General features: G+C 70.6%; 18 protein-coding genes and 1 tRNA gene. 8 read left to right on the forward strand and 11 right to left on the reverse strand.

Translation table 11 applies throughout. From position 1 onward, the window contains the following. Window positions 1–44 precede the first annotated feature (44 nt). Together AC6RUA_RS06775 and trmY are read right to left on the reverse strand one after the other, a co-directional pair. A tRNA-Pro gene (locus AC6RUA_RS06775) sits at window positions 45–117 on the reverse strand. Window positions 118–209: 92 nt separating this feature from the next. Next, on the reverse strand, window positions 210–800 hold the full coding sequence (trmY, locus tag AC6RUA_RS06780) for a tRNA (pseudouridine(54)-N(1))-methyltransferase TrmY (protein WP_499815173.1): 591 nt from the start codon (window positions 798–800) through the stop codon (window positions 210–212). A gap of 208 nt (window positions 801–1,008) precedes the next feature. Between trmY and AC6RUA_RS06785 the strand changes: the two genes are divergently transcribed. The 5 genes from AC6RUA_RS06785 to AC6RUA_RS06805 all read left to right on the forward strand — a co-directional run bounded on the left by AC6RUA_RS06785 (window position 1,009) and on the right by AC6RUA_RS06805 (window position 7,445). Beyond that, complete coding sequence (locus AC6RUA_RS06785; RefSeq protein ID WP_499815174.1) at window positions 1,009–2,706, forward strand: ABC transporter substrate-binding protein; 1,698 nt, start codon at window positions 1,009–1,011, stop codon at window positions 2,704–2,706. Window positions 2,707–2,811: 105 nt separating this feature from the next. Continuing rightward, the gene (locus AC6RUA_RS06790) at window positions 2,812–3,810 is read left to right on the forward strand and encodes an ABC transporter permease (protein WP_499815175.1); all 999 of its coding nucleotides are present in this window, start codon (window positions 2,812–2,814) and stop codon (window positions 3,808–3,810) included. Between the two features lie 2 nt (window positions 3,811–3,812). Next, entirely contained in the window at window positions 3,813–4,856 is a 1,044-nt protein-coding gene (locus tag AC6RUA_RS06795; protein WP_499815176.1) for an ABC transporter permease, read from the forward strand. Continuing rightward, window positions 4,856–6,043 (forward strand): ABC transporter ATP-binding protein, encoded by a 1,188-nt coding sequence (locus AC6RUA_RS06800; protein ID WP_499815177.1) that lies wholly within the window; start codon window positions 4,856–4,858, stop codon window positions 6,041–6,043. Before AC6RUA_RS06795 ends, AC6RUA_RS06800 begins: the two co-directional genes overlap by 1 nt. Beyond that, on the forward strand, window positions 6,036–7,445 hold the full coding sequence (locus tag AC6RUA_RS06805) for an ABC transporter ATP-binding protein (protein WP_499815178.1): 1,410 nt from the start codon (window positions 6,036–6,038) through the stop codon (window positions 7,443–7,445). Before AC6RUA_RS06800 ends, AC6RUA_RS06805 begins: the two co-directional genes overlap by 8 nt. A 55-nt stretch (window positions 7,446–7,500) precedes the next feature. Here the strand turns inward: AC6RUA_RS06805 and AC6RUA_RS06810 are convergent, their stop codons facing one another. The 3 genes from AC6RUA_RS06810 to ggt all read right to left on the reverse strand — a co-directional run bounded on the left by AC6RUA_RS06810 (window position 7,501) and on the right by ggt (window position 10,969). Continuing rightward, entirely contained in the window at window positions 7,501–8,580 is a 1,080-nt protein-coding gene (locus AC6RUA_RS06810; protein WP_499815179.1) for a hypothetical protein, read from the reverse strand. Between the two features lie 172 nt (window positions 8,581–8,752). Beyond that, complete coding sequence (locus AC6RUA_RS06815) at window positions 8,753–9,244, reverse strand: DUF7974 family protein (protein ID WP_499815180.1); 492 nt, start codon at window positions 9,242–9,244, stop codon at window positions 8,753–8,755. Window positions 9,245–9,349: 105 nt separating this feature from the next. Beyond that, window positions 9,350–10,969, reverse strand: coding sequence for a gamma-glutamyltransferase (gene ggt, locus AC6RUA_RS06820; protein ID WP_499815181.1), 1,620 nt, complete (start codon window positions 10,967–10,969; stop codon window positions 9,350–9,352). 105 nt (window positions 10,970–11,074) lie between these two features. Here ggt and AC6RUA_RS06825 point away from each other — a divergent pair, with 105 nt between their 5' ends. Further along, on the forward strand, window positions 11,075–12,076 hold the full coding sequence (locus AC6RUA_RS06825) for a hypothetical protein (protein ID WP_499815182.1): 1,002 nt from the start codon (window positions 11,075–11,077) through the stop codon (window positions 12,074–12,076). A gap of 49 nt (window positions 12,077–12,125) precedes the next feature. Here AC6RUA_RS06825 and AC6RUA_RS06830 read toward each other — a convergent pair whose 3' ends face one another. Continuing rightward, complete coding sequence (locus AC6RUA_RS06830; protein WP_499815183.1) at window positions 12,126–13,469, reverse strand: M28 family peptidase; 1,344 nt, start codon at window positions 13,467–13,469, stop codon at window positions 12,126–12,128. Window positions 13,470–13,572: 103 nt separating this feature from the next. Between AC6RUA_RS06830 and AC6RUA_RS06835 the strand changes: the two genes are divergently transcribed. Further along, a complete protein-coding gene (locus tag AC6RUA_RS06835) occupies window positions 13,573–13,965 on the forward strand; it encodes a hypothetical protein (protein ID WP_499815184.1) in 393 nt (130 codons plus the stop codon). Between the two features lie 52 nt (window positions 13,966–14,017). Here AC6RUA_RS06835 and pcp read toward each other — a convergent pair whose 3' ends face one another. Then, window positions 14,018–14,659, reverse strand: coding sequence for a pyroglutamyl-peptidase I (gene pcp, locus AC6RUA_RS06840; RefSeq protein WP_499815185.1), 642 nt, complete (start codon window positions 14,657–14,659; stop codon window positions 14,018–14,020). 109 nt (window positions 14,660–14,768) lie between these two features. Between pcp and AC6RUA_RS06845 the strand changes: the two genes are divergently transcribed. Further along, window positions 14,769–14,960, forward strand: a complete 192-nt coding sequence (locus tag AC6RUA_RS06845; RefSeq protein ID WP_499815481.1) for a hypothetical protein — start codon at window positions 14,769–14,771, stop codon at window positions 14,958–14,960. Window positions 14,961–15,006: 46 nt separating this feature from the next. Here AC6RUA_RS06845 and AC6RUA_RS06850 read toward each other — a convergent pair whose 3' ends face one another. The 4 genes from AC6RUA_RS06850 to AC6RUA_RS06865 all read right to left on the reverse strand — a co-directional run bounded on the left by AC6RUA_RS06850 (window position 15,007) and on the right by AC6RUA_RS06865 (window position 22,072). Continuing rightward, complete coding sequence (locus tag AC6RUA_RS06850; RefSeq protein WP_499815410.1) at window positions 15,007–16,224, reverse strand: MFS transporter; 1,218 nt, start codon at window positions 16,222–16,224, stop codon at window positions 15,007–15,009. 274 nt (window positions 16,225–16,498) lie between these two features. After that, window positions 16,499–17,698 carry an amidohydrolase family protein gene (locus tag AC6RUA_RS06855; protein WP_499815186.1) on the reverse strand — a complete coding sequence of 400 codons (1,200 nt, stop codon included), beginning with the start codon at window positions 17,696–17,698 and terminating at the stop codon, window positions 16,499–16,501. Between the two features lie 266 nt (window positions 17,699–17,964). Beyond that, a complete protein-coding gene (locus AC6RUA_RS06860; protein ID WP_499815187.1) occupies window positions 17,965–20,832 on the reverse strand; it encodes a S8 family serine peptidase in 2,868 nt (955 codons plus the stop codon). A 295-nt stretch (window positions 20,833–21,127) separates the two neighbouring features. After that, on the reverse strand, window positions 21,128–22,072 hold the full coding sequence (locus tag AC6RUA_RS06865; protein ID WP_499815188.1) for a transcription initiation factor IIB: 945 nt from the start codon (window positions 22,070–22,072) through the stop codon (window positions 21,128–21,130). Window positions 22,073–22,626: the final 554 nt, after the last annotated feature.

Genomic DNA, 22,626 nt, shown 5'->3' on the forward strand with positions numbered 1-22,626 from the left:
CGGTGTGCCGACGCGCCGCTCGCGGTCGGTGAGTGCGGGAGAAGTGGGCCGGCGCAGATTCGAACTGCGGTTACGGCCACCCGAAGGCCGAAGGATACCAAGCTACCCCACCGGCCCGCACCCAAAGCGTGGCTACGAGTTCTTTTAACGCTTCCGGAAGGCCCGGCGACGGCCGCGCGTACCGTCGTGTCGTCCGGCCGTCTCTGTGTCTAGTAGTCGGTGTACCCGCGCGTGTCGAGGTAGTTGTGCGCGACGGCGACGGCGTGGTCGGCGTGGATGGCCTCGGAACCGAGGCGGACCCGTTCGTCCGCCCGGTCGGCGAGCAGCGACGCCTCCGCGTCGGTGAAGTCGCGGTGGTCCGAGAGGACGAACACCGGGTCCGCCGGCGGGTCGAGGTCGCGCACCGCCGTGCCGTCCTCGTGGAGGTGGACGAGCGTGCCGTCGAGCGACGACAGCGTCTCCGCGAGCCCCATCCGGAACAGGTCGACGCCGGGGCTCACCTCCGCGGGCATGTGGCCGATGGCATCCGCGCGGCGTTCGAGCGCCGCCCGCACCCGGGCGGCCGTGCTCCGCTCGTCGGGGTGGAGTCCGCGCGCGCTCGCGCCGTCGAACCGCACCGTGTACTCGTCCCCGAGCACGAGGTGCACGCGGCTGTCGCCGCGGATTCCGTGCGAGAGGAACAGTCCCGCGTTCACACACCGGCACAACAGGTCGAGACGCCCCGCCCCCCCGGGTAGGTCGTCCAGCGGGAACGAGGGAGTCGTCGGAGCGTCGTGTCCACAGACGACGAACTGGCGCATGGGACGGCTGGGCGGCGGGCGCTCCTGTGCGTTCCGGTCCGACCACGAATACCGCCTCCTCCAGTACATTTATTTACTATATTACGTGTACTAAAACCTCCGTTAGAAGCCCACTAACACCCAACAACACCTGTTTCGGCGAAATCAGGAACGTCACGTTTTTATCCGGGAGGTCACCAAGAGGGAGTACCAACGTACAGGTACGACAATGAAAGACGAAGACATCGACTACGTGTTCGACAGGATGAACCGCCGACGATTCATCGCGGGCGCCGGAGCGACCGGCGCCGTCGTCCTCGCCGGGTGTGCTGGCGGCGGCGGTGGTGAGGAGACCGAGGGGACCGAGGAGACGCCGACGGAGGCGGCCGGCGAGGCCACCACGGCGGAGGCCGAGGAGACGTCGACCGCCGAACCCAGCCAGGGCGGGACGCTCAACATCGGCCTGGTGAAGAGCTTCATCGAGTTCGACCCGGTCGTGTTGAACGACGTCCCGTCCTCGCAGGTGGCCTCGCAGATGTTCGAGGGGCTGTACGCGTACGACGAGTCGACGGGCATCGTGCCCGAACTCGCCACCGGCGAACCCGAGGTGTCCGACGACGCGACCCAGTACGTCGTGACGATGACGGGCGACGCCACGTTCCACAACGGCGACCCCGTCACCGCCGAGGACGTGAAGTACAGCTTCGAGGCGCCCGTGACCGAGGAGACGGAGAACGCCTCGGAGGTCAACATGATCGACTCGATCACGGTGCAGGACGAGACGACGGTCCAGTTCGACCTGAAGTACCCGTACGGGCCGTTCATGAACACGCTCGCCGGCCGGAGCATCGTCCCGATGGCCGTCCGCGAGGAGGACAAGGAGGCGTTCAACACGTCGAACCCCGTCGGCTCCGGGCCGTACCGGTTCGACAGCTGGCAGGAGGGCGACTTCGCGGACCTCGTGCGCCACGACGACTACTGGGGCGAACCGAAGCCGGCCCGCGAGCGGCTTCACTTCACGCCCGTCGAGGAGGCGACGACCCGCGTCACCACCCTCCGGAACGGCGAGAACGACGTCATCGAGGAGATTCCGCCGAAACTCTACTCCACCGTCGAGAGCATCGAGAACGCGAGCATCGAGGAGGTCCCCGGCATCGGCTACTTCTACCTCGCGTTCAACTGCAAGGAAGGGCCGACGGTCGACCCGCTGGTCCGCGAGGCGGTCGACTACACCTTCTCGATGGACCAGGCGGTGTCGAACTACGTCGAACCGACGGGCGTGCGCCAGTACAGCCCGTTCCCGGCGGCGGTCGCCGAAGACTGGGGGTTCCCGGTCGACGAGTGGTCACAGATTCCCCACGACAAGAACATCGACGAGGCGACGGCGCTGTTCGATGAGGCGGGCGTCTCCCGCGACTACTCGTGGCGCATCATCGTCCCCCCGGACGACAAGCGCGAACAGATCGGCATCACCGTGTCGAACGGCCTCAAGGAGGCCGGTTTCCGGAACGTCACCGTCCAGCGGCTGGACTGGGGCGCGTTCCTCGACCAGTACGTCTCGGGGAGCGAGGACGACTACAACATGTACACGCTGGGCTGGTCGGGCGTCCCGGACCCCGACTCGTTCACCTACTACATGTTCGGTCGGACCGAGGACACCCTCGGCGTCACCAACGGTACGTTCTACGGCGACAACAGCGACGCCGGGAAGGAGGCCGCCGAGAAGATCAACCAGGCGCGCCAGACGGCCGCCCGGGAGGAGCGCAACACGCTGTACACCGAGGCGGTGACGACCATCCTGGAGGACCGCGCGCACATCCCCGCGTACAACCTCAAGAACAGCTTCGGCGTGAGGAACGACGTGGGCACCTTCCTCGCCCACCCGGTGGACTCGTTCCACCTCACCACGTCGCAGAACACCCAGTGACGGGTGACGGCACCCGTCCAACCGGGTTCAGCGTTTCAGCACGAGCATGAAATGAATACGAAACCGACTGACTCGACGCGCCCCCCCGCGGGAGCCCCGTGACAGATGGGCCGCGCACAGTACACGGTCCGACGGGTCCTGCAGGCCATCCCGGTGCTGGTCGGCGTCGCCACCATCACGTACTTCCTGATGGAGGCGATGCCGGGCGACCCGGTGAGCATCATGCTCGGCCCGTCGCCGAGCGCCCAGCAGGAGGCCATCATCCGGGCGAAGTACGGGCTGGACAAACCCGTCTGGGTCCGGTACCTGAACTACCTCTGGGACGTGCTCCACCTGGACCTGGGTCGGAGCTTCTACTACAAGGTCCCGGTGACCCAGAAGATCGCGGAGCGGCTACCGGTGACGCTGCTGCTGCTCGCCTCGAGCTTCCTGTTCGCCATCGTCGCGGCGGTGCCGCTCGGCATCGTCTCGGCCAAGCGGCGCAACAAGCCGACCGACCACGTCTCGCGCGTCGTCGCGCTTCTCGGCGTCTCGACGCCGTCGTTCTGGATCGGACTGATGCTCATCATCATCTTCGCGTACCAGCTCGACGTGCTGCCGGCGACGAACCTGGTCATGCCGTGGGCGCCCCCCGAGAGCGTCCGGGGAGCGACCAGTCGGCTCGACGTGCTCGTCGCCGCCGGGCGGCACCTGCTGTTGCCGACGCTGTCGCTCGGGACGCTCCAGATGGCCGCTCTCACGCGCATCGAGCGCTCCTCGATGCTGGAGGTGCTCGGCGAGGAGTACGTCAAGCTCGCCCGCGCGTACGGCGTGCGCGAGACGACCATCCTCCGCAAGCACGCGTTCCGCAACGCACAGCTCCCGCTCATCACGCTGTTGGGTCTCCAACTCACGAGCGCCATCGGCGGCGCGGTGCTGACCGAGACGGTGTTCTCCATCAACGGGATGGGCCGGCTCATCATCACCGCCATCAACAACCAGGACTTCGCGCTGGTCGTCGGGACGACGCTCGTGTTCGGACTCGTGTTCGTCGTGGGCGTCATCCTGACCGACCTCTCCTACGCGTACATCGACCCGCGCGTCACCTTCGAGGACGCTGACTGACTATGGCAACGACAAACGAATCCAGTTCGAGTACCACCTTCGACGCGGACGACGGCGAGGGCGCCGTCGGCGCGGAGCGGCCCGAGGCGCGAGTCGGGTGGCGCTACACCCTCTCGCAGGTGCGGCGCGACCCGACGGCGCTCGCCGGGCTGGTCATCATCGCGGCCGCGATGCTCGTCGCGTTCGTGGCGTTCGTCGACGGCATCGTCTTCGAGTACCTCGGCCAGTACGACGCGTTCGCCGCGGTGGGCATCGACCAGTACGCCATCGCGAGCGCCGTCTGGGTCAGCCCCGTCGCCGAGACGGGCGCACCCATCCTCCGGCCGCCGGTGTACCTCACGAACGAGTTGTACCCCGGCGAACCGGGGACGTGGGCGCACCCGCTCGGGACCGACCACCGGGGGCGCGACGTGCTCGTCAGGCTGTTCTACGGCACCCGAATCGCCATCACGGTGGGCGTCGTCTCGACGGGCATCGCGATGGCCGTCGGGATGCTCGTCGGCTCGGTGGCGGGCTACTACGGCGGCTACGTCGACGACGGGCTGATGCGCGCGGTGGAGACGCTGTACGCCATCCCGTTCCTCGTGCTCGTCATCGTGTTCATGGTGGCGTTCGGCCGCAGCCTCACGTTCGCCATGATCGGCGTCGGCATCGCCAACATCCCGACGTTCGCGCGGCTCATCCGCTCGCGCGTGCTGTCGGTGCGCGAGGAGGACTACGTCGAGGCCGCCCGCGCGGCCGGCGTACGCGACAGCGGCATCATCCTCAGACACGTCATCCCGAACAGCTTCGCGCCCGTGCTCGTGCAGGCGACGCTCCAGGTGGGCGTCTCCATCCTCATCGTCGCCGGCCTCTCGTTTCTCGGCTACGGCGCACAGCCGCCCACGCCCTCGTGGGGACAGATGCTGTCGAACTCGCGCGACTACATGCTCCCGAACCCGTGGTTCAGCATCTGGCCCGGGGTGGCCATCCTCGTGACGGTGGTCGGGTTCAACCTGCTGGGCGACGGCCTGCGCGACGCGCTCGACCCGCGGATCAACAACTAATGACAGACACGCTACTCACAGTCGAGAACCTGAAGACCCAGTTCTTCACCGAAGAGGGGACCGTCCGCGCCGTCGACGGGGTGAGCTTCGACGTGCGCGAGGGGGAACTCGTCGGCCTCGTCGGCGAGTCCGGCGCCGGCAAGTCCGTCGCCGCCCAGTCAATCATGCGCCTCGTCGAGGAACCGGGCCGCATCGTCGACGGGACGGTGACGTTCGAGGGTCGGAAACTGGTCGACATCGTGGAGACGCCCGACGGCCGGCTGGAGCGCTCCGACGAGATGCTCACCCAGCGGGAGATGCGCACCCAGGTCCGCGGGAAGGAGATCGCCATCATCTTCCAGGACCCGATGGAGTCGCTCAACCCCGTCTTCAAGGTCGGCTCACAGCTCAGGGAGTTCATCGAACTCAACCGGGACGTGGGCGGCGACGAGGCGAAGGATATCGCGATTCACATGCTCCGGGAGGTGGGCATCCCCGAACCCGAGAAGCGGTACGACGAGTACCCACACCAGTTCTCCGGCGGGATGCGCCAGCGGGTGCTCATCGCGATGGCGCTCGCGTGCGAGCCGAAACTCATCATCGCCGACGAGCCGACCACCGCGCTCGACGTCACCGTCGAGGGACAGATCCTGGAACTGGTCGAGGACCTCCGCCGGAAGTACGACACCGCGTTCGTCTGGGTCACCCACGACATGGGCGTCGTCGCGGAGATATGCGACCGCGTGAACGTGATGTACCTCGGCGAGGTCATCGAGCAGGCGGACGTGGACGACCTGTTCTACGACACCAAACACCCGTACACGGAGGCGCTGCTCCGCTCGATTCCGCGCCCGGACCGGACCGTCGAGGCGCTCGACCCCATCACGGGCGTGATGCCCGAGGCCATCAACCCGCCCTCGGGCTGTCGGTTCCACACGCGGTGTCCGGACGCGCGCGAGGTCTGTCCGGCGGTTCACCCCACGTACCACGACGAGAGCGAGCCGAGCGGCGACCCGCACCTGGTGTCGTGTCTGAAGTACGAGGACGAGGGGTACTGGGACAGCGACCCGCTGGAGACCGAGGCGACCGCCGCGTTCGCCGGCGGGCTCTCGGACCTCCGGGCGGGCGACGAGGCCGGCGAAACCCCCGACGTGGCCGGGACCGCCGAAACCGCCGACGCCGCCGACGGAGGTGAGCGCGGTGAGTGAGCGCGCCGACGCCGACGAGTCCGAACCGCTGGTGCGACTGGAGGGGCTGACGAAGCACTTCAGCCAGTCGAGCGGCCTGCTCGACTCGTTCTTCCCGAAGCCGCCGGTGCGGGCCGTCGACGACGTGACGTTCGACATCCGCGAGGGGGAGACGCTCGGGCTGGTGGGGGAGTCGGGCTGCGGGAAGTCGACGCTCGCGCGGACCGTCCTCCGACTGCTCGACCCCACGGACGGGGCGGTGTACTTCGACGGCGACGACCTGGCGACGCTGTCGGGGGGGGACCTGCGCGAGAAGCGCCGCGACATGCAGATGATATTCCAGGACCCCCAGTCCAGCCTCGACCCCCGGATGAAGGTCGGTCCCATCGTCGAGGAGCCGATGCGGGCGCACGGCCTGTACGAGGGCGGACGCGAGGAGCGCGCGCGCGAACTGCTGGAGAAGGTGGGGCTGGACCCCCAGCACTACAACCGCTACCCCCACCAGTTCTCCGGCGGCCAGCGCCAGCGCATCAACCTCGCGCGGGCGCTCGCCGTGAACCCCGACTTCATCGTCTGCGACGAACCGGTGTCCGCGCTGGACGTGTCGATTCAGGCGCAGGTGCTGAACACGATGCGCGACCTCCAGGAGGAGTTCGGGCTGACCTACCTGTTCATCGCGCACGACCTGAGCGTCATCCGGCACATCTCCGACCGGGTGGCCGTGATGTACCTCGGGAAACTGGTCGAACTCGCCGAGACCGAGGAACTGTTCGAGAACCCACAGCACCCGTACACGGAGGCGCTGTTGAGTTCCATCCCGGTCCCGGACCCGCGCGCGACCGGTACCCGCGGCGTGCTAGAGGGGGACGTCCCTTCGCCCATCGAACCGCCGTCCGGCTGCCGGTTCCGGACCCGCTGTCCGAAGCTGATTCAGCCCGACGAGTACGACATGCCCGACCCGGTGTGGAACGAGGTGCGGACGTTCACCCGCGCGGTCGACCGCCGGACGTTCGAACTGCCGGACCGGGAGGGGGTCGAAGCCGACCTGTTCCCCGAGGGGGGGGAGGGACCCGAGGCGGGCGACGCCGTCCGCGAGGCGCGCGTCGAGGAGATAGAGGCCGAGTTCTTCCCGGACGCCTACCCCGAGGGAGAGCCGGGCCGCATCGTGGACGCCGCAATCGACGAGGTACTCGCGGACGAGTGGGAGGCGGCGGCCGACCGTCTGCTGAGCGCGTTTTCCGAGCCGAGCGTCTGCGCACGCGAGGTGCCGAGTTACGTCGTCGAGCCGCGAATCGGGGTCGAGGAGCACTACGCAGCCTGCCACCTCCACCGCGGCGACGGCACGTCGGTCTACCGGGGCGTGCCCGAGGCGGACGAGACCGAAGCGGACGGTACGTCCGGGTCGGCGACCGCGGACGACTGACGCGGCCACCCGAGCACCCGGGTCGCGTCGCGGTCCAGCCGGACTCCTCCCCCCGTCAGGGGGTGTTCAGCCCGTCGACCAGCGCTCGGAAGCCGGCGCCGTCGAGGTGTTGTGACGCTCCCGCCCACGCGGCGTAGGCGACGCCCTCCTCCGTCCAGACCGCCTCCCACGCGCCGCACCGCTCGGTCAGCGCCGCGTAGTGGACGCTCGTCCCGCGCAGGTCGACGGTACGGCGCGTCTCGGCCGGTTGCTCGCTCGCCGTCGGCGGGACGGCGGGCGCGAGCGGACTCCCCGCGGCGGCCGCCGTCACCCAGAGGTGGTCGCTCCCGTTCTCCCGGCGGCGGAACACGCACTCGACGGCGTCGGCCTCGGGGAACGCGACGGCGGAGTCGAGGACGAACGCCTCGTCGTCGGCCGGCGTCAGCGGCGGCACGGGCGCTTCGCGGCACAGTCCGACGGGCGAGAGCGGCCTGCTCTCGTGGTACGGCCGGGTGGGACTGTGGTCCCACAGCCCGTGCGGGACGCTGACCGGCTCACACCGGTAGCGCGTCCAGTAACTGAGCCGGTGGAACGGGACGCCCCGAACCTCCCGGGCCGTCTCGGGGGCAGCGGGGGTCAGTCCGTCGAGGACGCGCGTCAGTTCCGCGTCGTCGAACGCGCCCTCGACGACCGAGAGTTCGATCTGGGTCCGGTCCCGCTGGACGCACGCGCCGTGGTTGTCCTTGTAGTCGGTCCCCAGCCAGCCGACGGCGTCGCCGGAGTCGACCGGCGCCGGGTCGGACGTCTCCCACACCGGCGCGACGCTCGCGGCCGGCGGCGCCCAGTCGTAGAGGAACTGCTTGCACCGGAGGGTGCGGCCGTCGCCCGCGACGACGACCCGGACGCTGCAGGGGTTACCGTCGCTCCACGGCGTCTGTCCGATGTCCTCGGCGGTCACGTCGGCGGGGCGGCCGGGCGACTGTTCGGGCCGGAGCGTGACCGCCGCGACCGAGCAGTCGTCCGGGAGCCACGCGGGGTCGAAGACGACGAAGTTCGTCGCCCCCTGCGCGTCCGCGAGCGTCGTCTCGCGGGGCGGCGCGGCGTCGGCGGGGTCGGTCAGCGCGGCCGACGGGTCGGCCGTCCGCCAGGTCGTCATCCGACGACCACCCGAGCGGGAGAGTCGGCACGGGAGTCGATGTCGTCGGACTGCGAGCGTGCCGACGGGGAGTGCCGGAGGGTGTGAGTCCGCATGCGACGCCGTTCACCCGAGTCGGTGAAAAACGTTCCCTGAACCCGAGTTGTGTCCGGAGTGCGATGGGTGGACGGTATCAGGCTACCGTGATGGTCGTCGTCGCGTCGGGCGTCCCGCGTGCGGTGGCGAGGAACGCGCGGAGTTCGTGCTCCCCGGGCGCGAGCGGTCGCCAGCGCTCCCGCCCGTCCTCGACGCGCTTGACTCGGCCGCTCCACGTCCACTCGAACGTCTTCCGCTCGCGGGCGCGAAAGGAGAGCGACCCCTCGCCGCCCGGTTCCCGGCGGGGGACGTCCTCGGCCTCGAGGTGGCCGTCGACCGACCACCCCCACACCCGGCGGGTGGGCGTCGCGACCGCTATCGGGAGGGGGAGACGGTTCCGGAACGTCGCGCGGATTCGGACCGGGTCGCCGGGGGCGTAGCGCGCCGCGTCCGTCGCCACCGTGACGGCGACGGCACGGCGGGCGACCCACGACGGCAGGAGTCGGCCGACGGCCGCCCCGAGGTAGTCGCGGGTATCGTCGAAGCCGTACCGGTCGGGCGACTCCGTCGAGCGACGCGGCTGTGGCACACGGCGGGGTAGACCGCGCGAGCGTATTCGTGTGTCGGTGCGTCGGGAGCGCCGGTCCCGCGCCGCGGCCGGCGGCGGGCGGCACGACGAGGGGGGACGGTGCGCTCAGTACCCCTGCGCGTTGCCGTCCTTGCGCGGTTCGGTCGCCCCCGAGAGCACGCCGTCCTCGTTGCGCACTATCTGTGCGCCGCCGAACAGCCCCGGCGAGAGCGTCGTCACGTCGTGGCCCTTGCGGACGAGTTTCGCCGCGACGGCGTCGTCGAAGTGGGGTTCGAGTCCCAGCCGGTCGTCCGCGCGGTAGCGCCAGCGCGGCCGGTCGAGCGCCGCCTGGAGCGGCAGCCCGTAGTCGACGACGTTCGAGACGACCTGGAGGTGGCCCTGCGGCTGCATGTACCCGCCCATCACGCCGAACGCCGCCCAGTCGTCCTCCCCGAACCGCGCGATAGCGGGGATGAGGGTGTGGAACGGTCGTTTTCCGGGTTCCAGGGAGTTGGGGTGGTCGGGGTCGAGCGAGAACGACGACCCGCGGTTCTGGAGCGCGACGCCCGTCTCGCCCGCGACCAGCCCCGAGCCGAAGCCGGCGAACCGGGAGTTGATGTACGAGACGACGTTCCCCTCGTCGTCCGCGACGCACAGCAGGACGGTGTCGGCGTCCTCGGCGTTCGCGTCGGGGACGCCGAAGCTCACGTCGTGGTTCGCCCGCTCGCCCACCTCGGCGGCGCGCGTCTTCGCCCAGTCCTTCGACGCCAGCGGCGGGTGCTCCTCGAACTCGGGGTCGGTGATGTAGCGGTGGCCGTCGTGGAACGCGAGCTTCAGCGCCTCCGCGAAGTAGTGAACCCGCTCGGGCGAGTCGATGTCGTGCTCGCCCGCGCCGAGTTCCTCGGCGACGTTGAGCGCCTCCAGCGCGATGAGTCCCTGGTTGTTGGGCGGGAGTTCGTAGATTTCGGCGCCGTTGTACGTGGTGCTCACGGGGTCGAGGAACTCCGGTTCGAACGCCGCGAGGTCGTCGACGGTCATGAACCCGCCCCCCTCCTGCACCTCGTTCGCGATGGCCTCCGCGATGTCGCCCTCGTACACCACGTCCGCGCCCTCCTCGGCGATGCGCTCCATCGTCGCGCCCAGCCGCGGGAGCGTGACCCGCTGGCCCACCTCCGGAGCTTCGCCGTCGAAGAGGAACGCCTCGCGGGCGTGGTCGCTGTCGAACAGGTCCTCGCCGTGCTGCCACTGCGCGGCGACCACCTCCGAGACGGGGTACCCCTCGGTCGCGTACCGGATGGCGGGCTGGAGCAGTTCGCCCAGCGGTTTCGTCCCGAGTTCGTCGGCCGTGAGTTCCCACCCGCGGGCGGTGCCGGGGACGGTGACGGCCTGCGCGCCGGTCGCCGGCATCTCGGCGTCCGCGGGGTCGACCCCCCGTTCGTCGGCGACCGCCTCGCGCACGGCGTCGATGGTCGCCCCCTCCGGGGCCGGGCCGCACGAGCGCATCGCGCCCACCTCGCCGTCGGCGGTGCGGTACAGCGCGAACACGTCGCCGCCGAGGCCCGTCGAGGTGGGTTCGACGACGTTCAGCGCCGCGGCGGTGGCGACGGCGGCGTCGAAGGCGTTCCCGCCGGCTTCGAGCGTCGAGATGCCCGCCTGCGAGGCGAGCGGCTGGCTCGTCGCGACGACGCCCCGCTGGCCGTAGACGGTCGAGCGGCGCGACTCGAACCGGTCGAGGTCTGGGTCCATACCGGCCACCTCGGCGCGGGTCGTCTAAAAGCCACCACCACCGGCACGCCGCGGGCGAGCCGCGCCACCTGAAAGTACTTACCGGCGCGAGTCCCCGTCACGACGATGCCCTCCACCAGACGCGGCGTCCTCGTCGGACTCGCCGGCCTCGTCGGCGGCTGTCTCGGCGACGCGCCGGGCGACTCGGCGTCCACGCCGACGGAGTCACGTTCTCCCTCGACCACCCGGTCGCCGACTACGACCGGCCGACCGGCCGAGACGAGTCAGACGGCCGAGACGACGGCGTCCGGGACGTGCTGTTACCACGTCGTCGCGCTCACCGCGTTCGAGGCGACGCCCGCCGCCGTCGCCGACGGCTGGACGCTCGACTCGGCGACCCTGACCGAGCGACAGCGCGACGTCGTCGCGGACGCCGCCGGGGGGTCGACCGACGTCGAGGCGTGGAAGGGACCGCCGCTGCCGGCCGGCGCGTACGTCGCGTTCGACGGCGATTACTACCGAGTCGAGGAGTCGGAGGTGAGCGAACGGTCGGTCACCACGTACCGGTTCGAGGCGGAGATACCCGTCCGCGGCGACCCGGCGAGCGAGCCGATTCCGTACGACGGCCTCACACCCCCGGAGCGGGGCGTCGTCGACGCCGCCGTCGAGGACTGGGAGCCCGGTGACCCGGGGTACGGGAGGAGCTACCCGTACGTCTTCGACTCCGCGTCGGCGCGTGACGACTGCCGGTTCCTCGACGGGGAGCGGTACGCGGTCGAGTACGAGGGCGCGGTCGTCTCGCTGTACCACGACGACACGGGCACCGCGACGACGGTGACGTACCGGTACGGGCTACCGCGGGTGGCGAGCCACGAGGCGGCGTTCCACGACCACGTGGTCGGCGAACGGGTGGTCGACGCGAGCGCCGCCGACCTGCCAGACGCGCAACGCGCCGTGGCGGCCGACCTGTTCGAACGGGGGTACTACGAGTCCGACAACCCCGCCGGGGAGGCGGTCACCGAGTTCGCCTACTGGCTGCGCGCGTCGGCCTCGCCGCTCGACCGGAACGCGTTCGCCCGCTGGGAGGGTGCGCTGTACGAGGTGACCGTCGAGGAGACGATGGCCTGAGAGGACAGACGACGGGGGACGCTCCCGCGCCGTCGCTCGCTCTGCCGCCTCAGTCGAGGTCGTCGTACGGCCAGCGCCCGCCCATCTTCAGTTCCTGTTCGTACCCCTCGTCGATGGCGTCGCGCATCTCCGCGCGGGTCCGGTGGGGCGTCTCGACGTCGTCGTCCGCGAGGCGCGCCACCGCGTCGGCGACCAGCGTGGCAATGTCGCGCAGGTCGCGCGAGTCGAGTTTGTCCAGCGTGTCGGCGTGGGTGTGGCCCCACCCGCGTCCCGACTGGTCGGAGACGGCCGAGGTCATCACGGCCGGGACGCCCTCCTGGACGAACGCCCACTGGTCACCGTGCGGCGAGATGGTGTCGCCCGTCGAGAGCGGCGCGTCGGCGTCGTCCGTCGTCTCCTCGAACACCTCCGCCACCGCGTCGAACCCGTTCGTCCCCACCCGCAGGGACCGGGAACTCCCCGCGCCGTCGAGGTTGACGACGCACTTCACGTCGTCGAGGTCCGTGGTCGCCGCGCAGTGGTACGCGCCCCAGAGGCCGATCTCCTCCGAGCCGAACGTCACCAGCCTGACGCGCGTGTCCAGGTCGACGTCGGCGAGCAGGCGGCCCACCTCCGCGACGAGCGCCGACCCGGCCCCGTTGTCGTTCGCACCGTCGGAGATGTCGTGTCCGTCGACGTGAGCGGTGAGCAACACCGCCTCGTCGGTGGCGGGACCCACGTCGGCGACGACGTTCCGCGACACGCTCTCCTCGTTCCGGCAGTCGACCGAGACGGTCACCTCACAGCCCTCCTCGGCGTAGCGCGCGAGCCGCGACCCCACCTCGCGGGAGACGCCGACCGCGGGGATGGGACCCGGACGCTGGTGGTACCCCACTTCGCCGGTCGGCGGGACCGACCCCTCGATGTGGTTGCGGAAGACGAACGCGCTCGCGCCGTACTCGGCGGCGTTGACGTACTTCTCCATCCGGTGAATCCAGCGGTCGTGGTCGTCGGGCGTGTTCGAGGAGGCCAGCGCGACGGCGCCGTCGAGGTCGTCCGCGCGGGTCTCGAACTCGTCGTACGTGCCGTCGCCCACGTCGACGACGGGCGCGGTCACCTCGCCCGCCGGACAGCCCGGGAGCGCGAGCACGTCCTGTTGCCCGTCGTGGACGCGCTCGTGGGGGTCGTGGACCACGAGCGAGGAACTCCCGCGCCACCAGCCGGGAATCTCGAACTCGTCGAGGTGCGGGTCGCGCAGCCCCGCGGTCTCGAACGCGTCGCGGACGACCTCCGCCCCGCGGCGTTCGCCCTCCTGTCCCGCCATTCGGCTCCCGACGTCCACCAACTCGGTGAGCGTCTCCCAGGCGAACCCACTCGTCTGTGCGTCCCCGACGACGCTGTCCGGTAATCGCATGGAGGGGAGTACGACTACACTACCATGAGCGTCGGGGTCCCGGCGCGCCACGGGGACCACCCGGCCGGCGGGTTCTTGTACTATGCTACCGTATCACGCACAGATGCCGAACTCCCCATCGCCCCCCGCGTTCACGGACGCCGACGAGCGCGTCCTGCGGTACTTACGTGGTGCGGGCGCGGACTACCCCGCGCTCGTCGCCGGCAACACCGGCCTACACATCCCGCTGGTGGAGCGGCGTATCGCGACGCTGGAGGCCGAGGGGTACGTGGAAGCGGTGACGGGCGAGACCATCTACCGCATCACGGCGGCCGGCGAGGAGGCGCTGGCGGCGCTCGACGCCCCTGAGGGGTCGTCCGCCACCGAGACGACGGACACGACCGGCGCGACCGACTCCGCCGGGTCGTCCGGACCGCCGGGGTCGCCCGACCGGTCGCTCGCGTCCGGCGGGGGCGGCCCCGCGGTGGGTGGGGAGCCGAGGGTGGACGTGGAGTAATCGAGCGGACGACCGAGGCGTCGGACCGCCGGGCGGTCGACACCCGGCGCACTCACTCGTCGAGCGCCGTCTCGAACGCCAGTTCGACCGCCCGGACCGACAGGTCGAGCGGCAGGCTCGGCCGCACCGACCCGCCGCGAGCCGCCTCCCCCTCGCGTGCGTCGCGCGCCGCCTGCTCGGGCGTCGCCGGCAGGTGGAGGAAGCCCGCCGGGACCGGGTCCTCGCGGCCGTCGAGGGCGGCGAGCGTCTCGTACAGCAGGTCGTTACAGAGGTGCGTGCCGGCGGTGTTCGAGACGCGCGCCGGCACGCCCGCCTCGAGGCACGCCTCGACCGTCCGCCGGACGGGGAGCGTGGCGAGGTAGGCGTCCCGCCCCTCGGGGTCGATGCGCTCGTCCACGGGGTCGTCGCCCGCGTTGTCGGGGGTGCCGACCGCGTCGGCGACGTTCACGCCCACGCGCTCGACGCAGACCGCCGACCGCCCGGCGGACAGCCCCGTCGCCACGACCGCGTCGGGGTCGTGGTCGGCGAGCAGCGTCCGCATCCGGTCGCCGGCGTCGCCGAACGCGACCGGGAGCGTCTCGCCGACGACCCGGTGGTCGGCGACCGTCTCGCCGTCGAGACGGCGAGCGAGGCCGCCGGAGGGGTTCGTCTCGTGGTCGCCGAACGGCTCGTAGCCGGTACAGAGGAGCGTCACGCCAGCGGGTGGCGCGGCGGAGGGGAAAAGCGTTCGCGAGGCGGAACAGGTCGGCACCACCCGCTCGGTCGGCCGCCGCACGTAACCGTCTCGGGGACGGACCGGACCCGTGACGTACCAGACGACCATCGGCTGGTCGCTCGTCTCGTCCGGACTCGTGAGCATCGTGCTCTGGCTCGTCCCCATCGAGTCGGTCTGGTGGGGCGTCGGTCTGCTCGCCCTCGGTCTCGTCGTGCTGTACATCCGTCGCGACGACGTCTCGGACGCCCTCTCCGCGCTGACCGGAGGCGACGGGCTGTAACCGATTTCGACTCCGACTTCTCGGCGGGACGCACCGCGCCGACCGCTCAGTCGTCGGCGGGCACCCCGCTCACCTCGGCGGGGTCGGCGGTGAGCGTCGTCGCGGCCACGACGGCCGTGAGCGCGACGAGTCCCGCGCACGCGAGGTACTCGCCGGAGAGACCGACGTACCCCGCCAGCGGGAGCGCGACCAGCGGACCCAGTGTGGACCCCAGGTCGCCGAACACGTTGTAGACGCCGCCGAGTTTGCCCACGTCGCCGCCGGGCGCGATGTCGCCGAGGTACGCGAGCAGCGGCGGGCCGGTCATCCCCGCGCCGACGCCCACGAGCGCCACGCCCGCGACGACGCCCGCGACGGTGGGGAGGAGCGCCGTGCAGGCGAACCCGGTCCCGATGACGCCGAGTCCCGGGACGACCGTCGCGGTCCGCCCGATGCGGTCGGCGTACCGGCCGACCGCGAGCGTCGACAGCGAGAGGAACACCACGGAGACGGCCATCACGAGCCCGCTCGTCCCGGTGCCGGCGAGACCGCCCAGCGAGATGCCGTGGCGCTCCGTGTACAGCACGACCGTCGAGAGGAGGACGCCCGCGTAGAGGAACCGGACGGTGAAGTTCACCACCCCGACGGCGCCGATGCGCGCGTCGGCGGCGACGAGGCGGGGCACCTCGCGCAGACTACTCCCCCCCTCCACGTCCGGCGCGACGTTCGGGAGGACGCGGTAGGCGACGACGGCCGCGAACAGACCCGCGACGCCGGCGGTCGCGAACGCGGCGTCGTAGCCGTACAGGTCGGTGACGATGCCGCCGAGGACGAGACCAGTCGGGAACCCCAGGCTCTGCCCGCCGCGCATGTACCCCACCCACCGGCCCCGGTTCTCGGGGGTCGTCACGTGGGTCACGGTGGCGAACGCGCCGACGAACACGAACGCCGACCCGACGCCCCACGACGCCCGCGAGAGGAAGAACACCGTCGCGGAACTCAGCCCGAACGGCGGGTGGAGTCCCACGAGGTAGCCGAACGGGACGAGCCCCTGGACGAGGAAGCCGAGAATCATCGGCCGGCGCGTCCCCACCCGGTCGAGCACGTCGCCCGCGGGCGTCGACATGAGCAGGCGCGTGAAGCGGTTGACCGAGAGGATGACGCCGACCAGCACCGGCGCGATACCGAGGACGGTGCCGAGCGTCGGGATGGTGGGGAACGCGACGCCGCCGCCCATCCCGCCGAAGAAGACGCCCGCGACGAGACTGAGAACGACCGTCCGCACCTCGCGCTCGTCGTACTCCGGCGACTCGTCCGTCGTGTCCGCGCCGTCGCGCTCGTCGGTTCTCTCGGGGCCGTCGATACCGTCGGCGTCTGTCGCGTCTGTCGTGGCGTCGGTCACGACGCGGTCGCGGCACGCGCGCGCGTCCGACCGCCGAGGACTGTCCTGTCGTCCATACACCACCTCGGCCGCCCAGGGTAGTGAGACTCGCGGTTGCGGACATCCGCGGCGGCGACCGCCGGCCGGTCGCCGGGCGCGGGCAGACGCGGAGCCGCGTTCACCACTCGTACGCCTCGCGCGGGTCGACGCTGTCGGCCTCGCGGTCGAACACGTGCTCGCCGTCGACGATGACGTGCTGTGCGCGCGTGTCGACCCGGTAGAACGGGCCGTCCCAGACGGCGACGTCGGCGTCCGTCCCCTCCGCGAGCGTACCGACGCAGTCCTCGATGCCGAGGATTTCGGCGGCGTTGGTCGTCACCGTGTCGAGCGCGGCCTCCGCGGGCAGGCCCTCGCGGACCGCCAGCCCCACGCAGACGTCGAGGTGCTGCTGGGGGAGCACCGGCGCGTCCGTCTGGATGGCGACGGTCACGCCCGCCTCGTGGAGCAGTCCCGGCGTCTCGAACGTGATGTTCCGGAGTTCGTACTTCGAGGCCGACGAGAACGACGGCCCGACGATGGCGGGCACGTCGCGCGCGACGAACTCCTCGGCGATGACGTGGCCCTCCGTGGCGTGTTCGATGGAGACGTCCGCGATGTCGAACTCGTCGGCGACGCGGAACACGGTCATGATGTCGTCCGCGCGGTGGGCGTGGACCCGGAGCGGGAGGTCGCCCTCTAGCACGCGCGCGAGGTTCTCGTTCCCGAGGTCCCGCTCGAACGGCTCTCCCTCCTCGCGCGCCTGTTCGCGCCGGTCGATGTAGTCCTCGGCGGCCATGAACGACTGCCGGAGCGTGGCGGCGACGCCCGGCCGGGTGGACGGCTGACGGTCCATCCGCTCGCCGTGGAAGCGCTTGGGGTTCTCCCCCATCGCGGCCTTCATGCCGTCCTCCTTCACGAACATCTCGTCGGCGGTCAGCCCGTGGGTCTTCATCGAGCAGATGATGCCGCCGATGACGTTCCCGCTGCCCATCCGCGCCGAGACGGTGGTGACGCCGTTCTGGAACGCCCCCTTCAGTTCCTCGTCGCGCGGGTGGAAGCCGTCGAGCGCGTTGACGTGGGGCGTCGTCGCGCTCGTCCCCTCGTTGAAGTCGCCGTCCTCCGGTTCGCCCCACTCGGCCATCCCCGCGTGGCTGTGGGCGTCGACCAGGCCCGGCGTGACGTGCATCCCCTCGGCGTCGACCACCGTCGCGTCCGCCGGCGCGTCCACGTCGCCCACGGCGACGATATCGCCGTCCTCGACGAGCACGTCTCCCTCGACGGTGCCACGTTCGGTCTGGGTGTGGACGGTCCCGCCGCGGACGACCAGCGTGTCACTCATGCTCGCGAGGTTCCCGCGACCGGTGCAAAGCGTTTCGGTTCGAAACGGTCGCGTCGCTCCTCCCTCCCATCGCTCCCCTCCGGTTCGTCGACCGTACTACGGTGTCGCTCGCCGCGCCGTCGCACGGTTCCCGACCCGCTATTTCGGGGTCGTCGCCCGCGTCGAGCGAACGAGTTCGTTCCCGACGGAGACGAACAGAAGAGGGACGACGGAGGGGAGACCGCACCCAACCGTCACAGTCGCACGGCCGACACCGTGCTCGGCGTTCAGTCTCCGCCCGTCGAACCGGCCACGGAGGGGTCCGCGAGCGACGACCGCTCACGGGGTGGCCGAGCGTCCAGTACGAACGGGTCCGACTCGAACGTCTGCAGGTACTCGGGGACGTCGGGGTCCGCGAGCGTGCGCAACGCCTCGAGCCGGAGCGTGTAGGTGCCACTCGGTGTCGGTCGTCGGTTCCTGCTGTTCCCGGCCGGCGTCGTCCCGTCCCAGATGAACGGCGAGTAGGTGTCAGCCTCGGGCGTCCGAGGGACGAACTCCTCCTCGTGGACGAGCCACTCCGTCCCGCTCTCCTGGTGGACGGCCCACATCCTCATCGTCTGGGGGAAGTGTCCGAAGAACGCCTCGAGGACCGGCGGGTCGCCGTCGCGGAGGGCGTACTCGTAGCCGGGTTCGACCGGTTCGAACCCCCCGATGTCGCCCTCGTCGTCGTAGACGATTCGGGACATCCGCGAGGGGACGTGGTTGAACTCGGGTTGCGCGCCCGGCCAGACGTAGTGCCCGAACAGGTCCAGGTCCTGATAGTCCCCGTCGTAACCGGAGTAGGGCACCCGGAGCGTGTCCAGGTCGCCGTCGTCAGGCGTCAGGACGACGTACCCGCCGTACTGGTAGTCCGGCAGCCCGAAACCGGGCGCCCGGACTGTCACGTCGACGTCGGCCGAGCCGTGGGCCGGCACCGTCACCGAGTCGGGTGCGTCGACGGTCCCGCCGGGGAGGAAGAAGAACGGGCTGTAGGTGTTCACCGCCGCGTCGACGGTCCCCTGGTGGTCGACGGCGTACGTCACGTCCCGGTCGCCGTCGTTGGTCAGCGTGAGCGTGGCGCTCACCGACGGCCGTTCTCCGAGCGCGAGTTGGCCCGGTTCGACCCCCTGCTCCGCGACGAGGGACCGGTCTATTCGGAGCATCCCCGCCCCCTGCCGGAACGTGTGCTCCACGAGCCCCGGGGACGGTGCGAGCGACCACAGCGCGGGGTCGCCGGTGTTCTGGAGCCTGTCCCGCACTTCGAACGGGGTCAGACCCGGTTCGGCTTCGAGCAGGAGCGCGACGGCACCGGCCACGTGCGGGGCGGCCATCGACGTGCCCGAGAGGGTGGCGTAGGCGCCGTCGTCGAGCGGCCAGGTGGAGACGATGAACCCGCCGGGCGCCGTGATGCTCGGCCCGAAGGCGAGTTCCACGTCCTGGCCGTAGGAGGTGAACGACGAGAGCAGCCCGCCGGTCGGATTGGGGACGCGGACGACGTCGTCCGTGAACGTGAGCCGGACCTCCTCCCCGGCGGCGAGGAGGCTCACGAGGCTCTCGCCGCTCGACTGGTCGATGGCCGCACTCCAGCGTCCCTCGACGCCGGCGTCGAGCATCGTGCCGAAGAACAGACCCGGTTCGTCGTTGTAGATGACCACGGCCGACGCGCCGGCCTCGACGGCGTTCGTGTACTTCTCGGAGAAGAAACAGCCCCCCCGCTGGACGAGGGCGACGTGCCCCGCCGGAAAGTCGGCGAAGTTCTCGGGCGCACAGCCGAAGTACCCGGTCTCGCCGTCGACGGTCGACCGGGCCGGGAGGGCGAGCGGTGCGGACTCGCCCGAGGCGGGCGGCGCTTCCGCGTTCTCGCCGCCGAATTCGGCGAACGGGACCGGGTCCGCGAGTTCGTCGACGTCGAAGACGCGGGCCTGCAGCGTGACGTTGTCGGCGCTGGCGACGCTGATGATGTCGTGGGCGTTCGCCGGCGCGCTCAGGCCCCACATGCCGAGGCCGCCGTCGTTGCCGGCGGAGTTGACCACGACCACGCCCTGGTTGGCGAGTTCGTTGCTCGCGGCGGTGGTCGGGTACTCCTGACCCCAGACCAGAGTCGCACCCAGTGACATGTTCACGACGTCCATGCCGTCCTCGTAGGCGTCCTCGATGGCCTCGACGATGACGTCGGCCGTAGTCGACCCCTCGGCGAATACCTTGTAGGCACCCAGCGTCGCCTCGGGAGCCAGTCCGGTCACGCCGTCGGCGCCGGCCGCGTCGGCCCCCGCGATACCGGACACGTGGGTGCCGTGCCCGTGCGCGTCCATCGGGTCGGGGTCCGGTTCGGGCGGCGGCGACTCCGGGTCGCTGGCGTCGAACTCCTCGCCGACGTAGTCCCACCCGTGGCTGATGCGAGGGTGTGGGTCGCCGCGCTGGTCGGTCAGCGTCCGGTCGTTCTCGCTCCGGGCGGTGTAGGTGACGGTCTCGTCGCCACTCCCACCGAGGTCCGGGTGGTTGTAGTCGACGCCGGTGTCGACGACGGCGATGCTGAGTCCCTGCCCGGTGAGCCCGAAGCCGTGGGCGACGTCACCGCCGGTCATCTCGAGGGCGGTCCCGAGTTCCGGCGAGGACGCGCCGGGTCCGGCCGCGGTCCGCTCGACCACCGCCACCGGATAGACCGCGGTGACGCCGTCCAGACCGCGCAAATCGGCGACGGCGGACGGATGGGCCCCGACCGACAGCCCGTTCCACAGCGTCGAAAAGTCGCGTCGCTCGGCGTAGGAAACGCCTCGCTTCCGCGCCTCTGCACGGAACTGTGCCCGCTCGCTGGCGTGCGCTGCGGGACTGCCGCCCCGGGCGGTCGGCGGGGACGCGAACTCCACGAACCAGAGGTCCCGGGCCCGCCCCTGGGAAGCGGCGCCTAACTCCGTCCACGGTGGGGTCCGTTCCGGGTCGATTCGCTCCCACCCGCGCGACGTCCGACCGGTACCGGCCGCGCCACCCGTGCCACCGCCTCCCGCGAGGGCGGGTCCCGAAAACGCGATGCCACTGCCGGTCAGTCCGGCGAGTTTGAGCGCGGTCCGTCGGTCGATGCGATACGGTGTCTCGTCTTCCGAGTCGCTGTCTGTCATAGTGGAAAGGCGGACCGTGCTACAGAATCCGCCGTCCACGATAGGATAACTATATATTAAGCGTTAACACACCCCACGGAAAGAATCGCCAACGGCCGCTCGGCTACGGACGGATACGCGCCCGAGAGGCAGTACCGGGGCTGGGACCTCTCTCCAACCGAGGGGTCGCGAAGGCAGACGGCGACTATCCGCCGCCGTCCGTGCTGGTCTCGCCGTCCTCGTAGGCGGCGTGTACGGAGGAGAATCAGGGCGATCTACGACGCGGACCGGAACCGGAGCGCCGGACGGCGTCCGGTTACAGCGAGCCGACGTCGATGGCGTTCATCTGTTCCTTGTAGCGGTTCCGGACCGTCACGACGGTCACGTCCGCCACGTCGGCGATCTCCGACTGGGTGCGCTTCTCGTTCGAGAGCATCGACGCGAGGTAGATGGCCGCCGCGGCGAACCCGGTCGGCGACTTGCCGGCGTGCAGCCCCTGCGCGGTCGTCCGTTCGACGATGCGCTGTGCCCGCCGGACCACGTCGTCCGAGAGGCCGAGGCTCGAGCAGAACCGCGGGACGTGCTCCTTGGGGTCGACCGGCTTGAGTTCCAGGCTCAACTCGCCCGAGATGTAGCGGTACGCCCGCGCGATCTCTCGCCGGTCGACCCGCGCGACGCCCACGAAGTCGTCGAGCGAGCGGGGGATACCCTCCTGCCGGCAGGCGGCGTACAGCGACGCGGTCGCCATCGCCTCGATGGAGCGTCCCCGGATGAGGTCCTCGTCGAGCGCGCGCCGGTAGATGACCGACGCGACCTCCCGCACGGATTTGGGGACGCCCTGCGCGGAGGACATCCGGTCGACCTCCGAGAGCGCGAGCTGGAGGTTGCGCTCGCCCGCGTCCTGCGTCCGGATACGCTCCTGCCACGTCCGGAGTCGCTGGACCTGCGAGCGCTTCTCCGGGCTGAGCTGGCTCCCGCCGGCGTCGCGGTCGCGCCAGTCGATGCTGGTCGTCAGCCCCTTGTCGTGCATCGTCTGGGTCATGGGCGAACCGACCCGGCTCTTCTCGTCGCGCTCGGTGGCGTTGAACGCACGCCACTCCGGCCCGCGGTCGACGTTGTCCTCCTCGACGACGAGGCCCGACTCCTCGTGGATGAGTTCGCCGTCCTCGGTGCGGACGAGGTCGTCCTCGTCGACCGCCTCGGAGTCGACCGTCTCGGGGTCCTGTTCGTCCTCGTGTTCCCGCCCGTATCGGGTGGTCACTGCGAATCCGCACTCCCGGACGCCACGATCCGGGTCCACAAAGCCCGCACGACGTCCCACCGGCCGTGACTCGACCATCCGGTCCCACCGACCGTCCCACCGATAGCACATTCCGACATTCCACGTCGAGGAAACCGGTTCGGCCGGAAAGCCCTTCGGTCGGCACTCGCAGGCCGCGATAGCGGGGATATTTGCCGACTGTCCGTTCGCCGACACAGTGACAACCCCTAGCAGGGGTGGAGAAACGTTAAGTCGAGGGGTAACATTGGCCGGTAGCGACGAGAGTCGAACGAGTCACCCATGCCCGTCACCTGCATCATCGCCGCGTCTGCCGGAGTCGGCAGCGACGGCTATGGCGGGTGGCGGTCCTCCCCGATGGCGGCCGACGCTAACGGGGAGAAGGGGACTCGGCTCCACGTACCGTCCGCCTCCATCGCCGCGTAAACGCGACGACGCGCCGGGTGCGAACCCGAACGGAGGTGGACGCCCCTTTGTCCCCGGTACCCGTTCGGTTTCGCTCCCAGCGCCCGCTCGCGGTTTCGCGGCCACTCCCT

The organism is Halorarum sp. SLYT50, assembly GCF_059821265.1.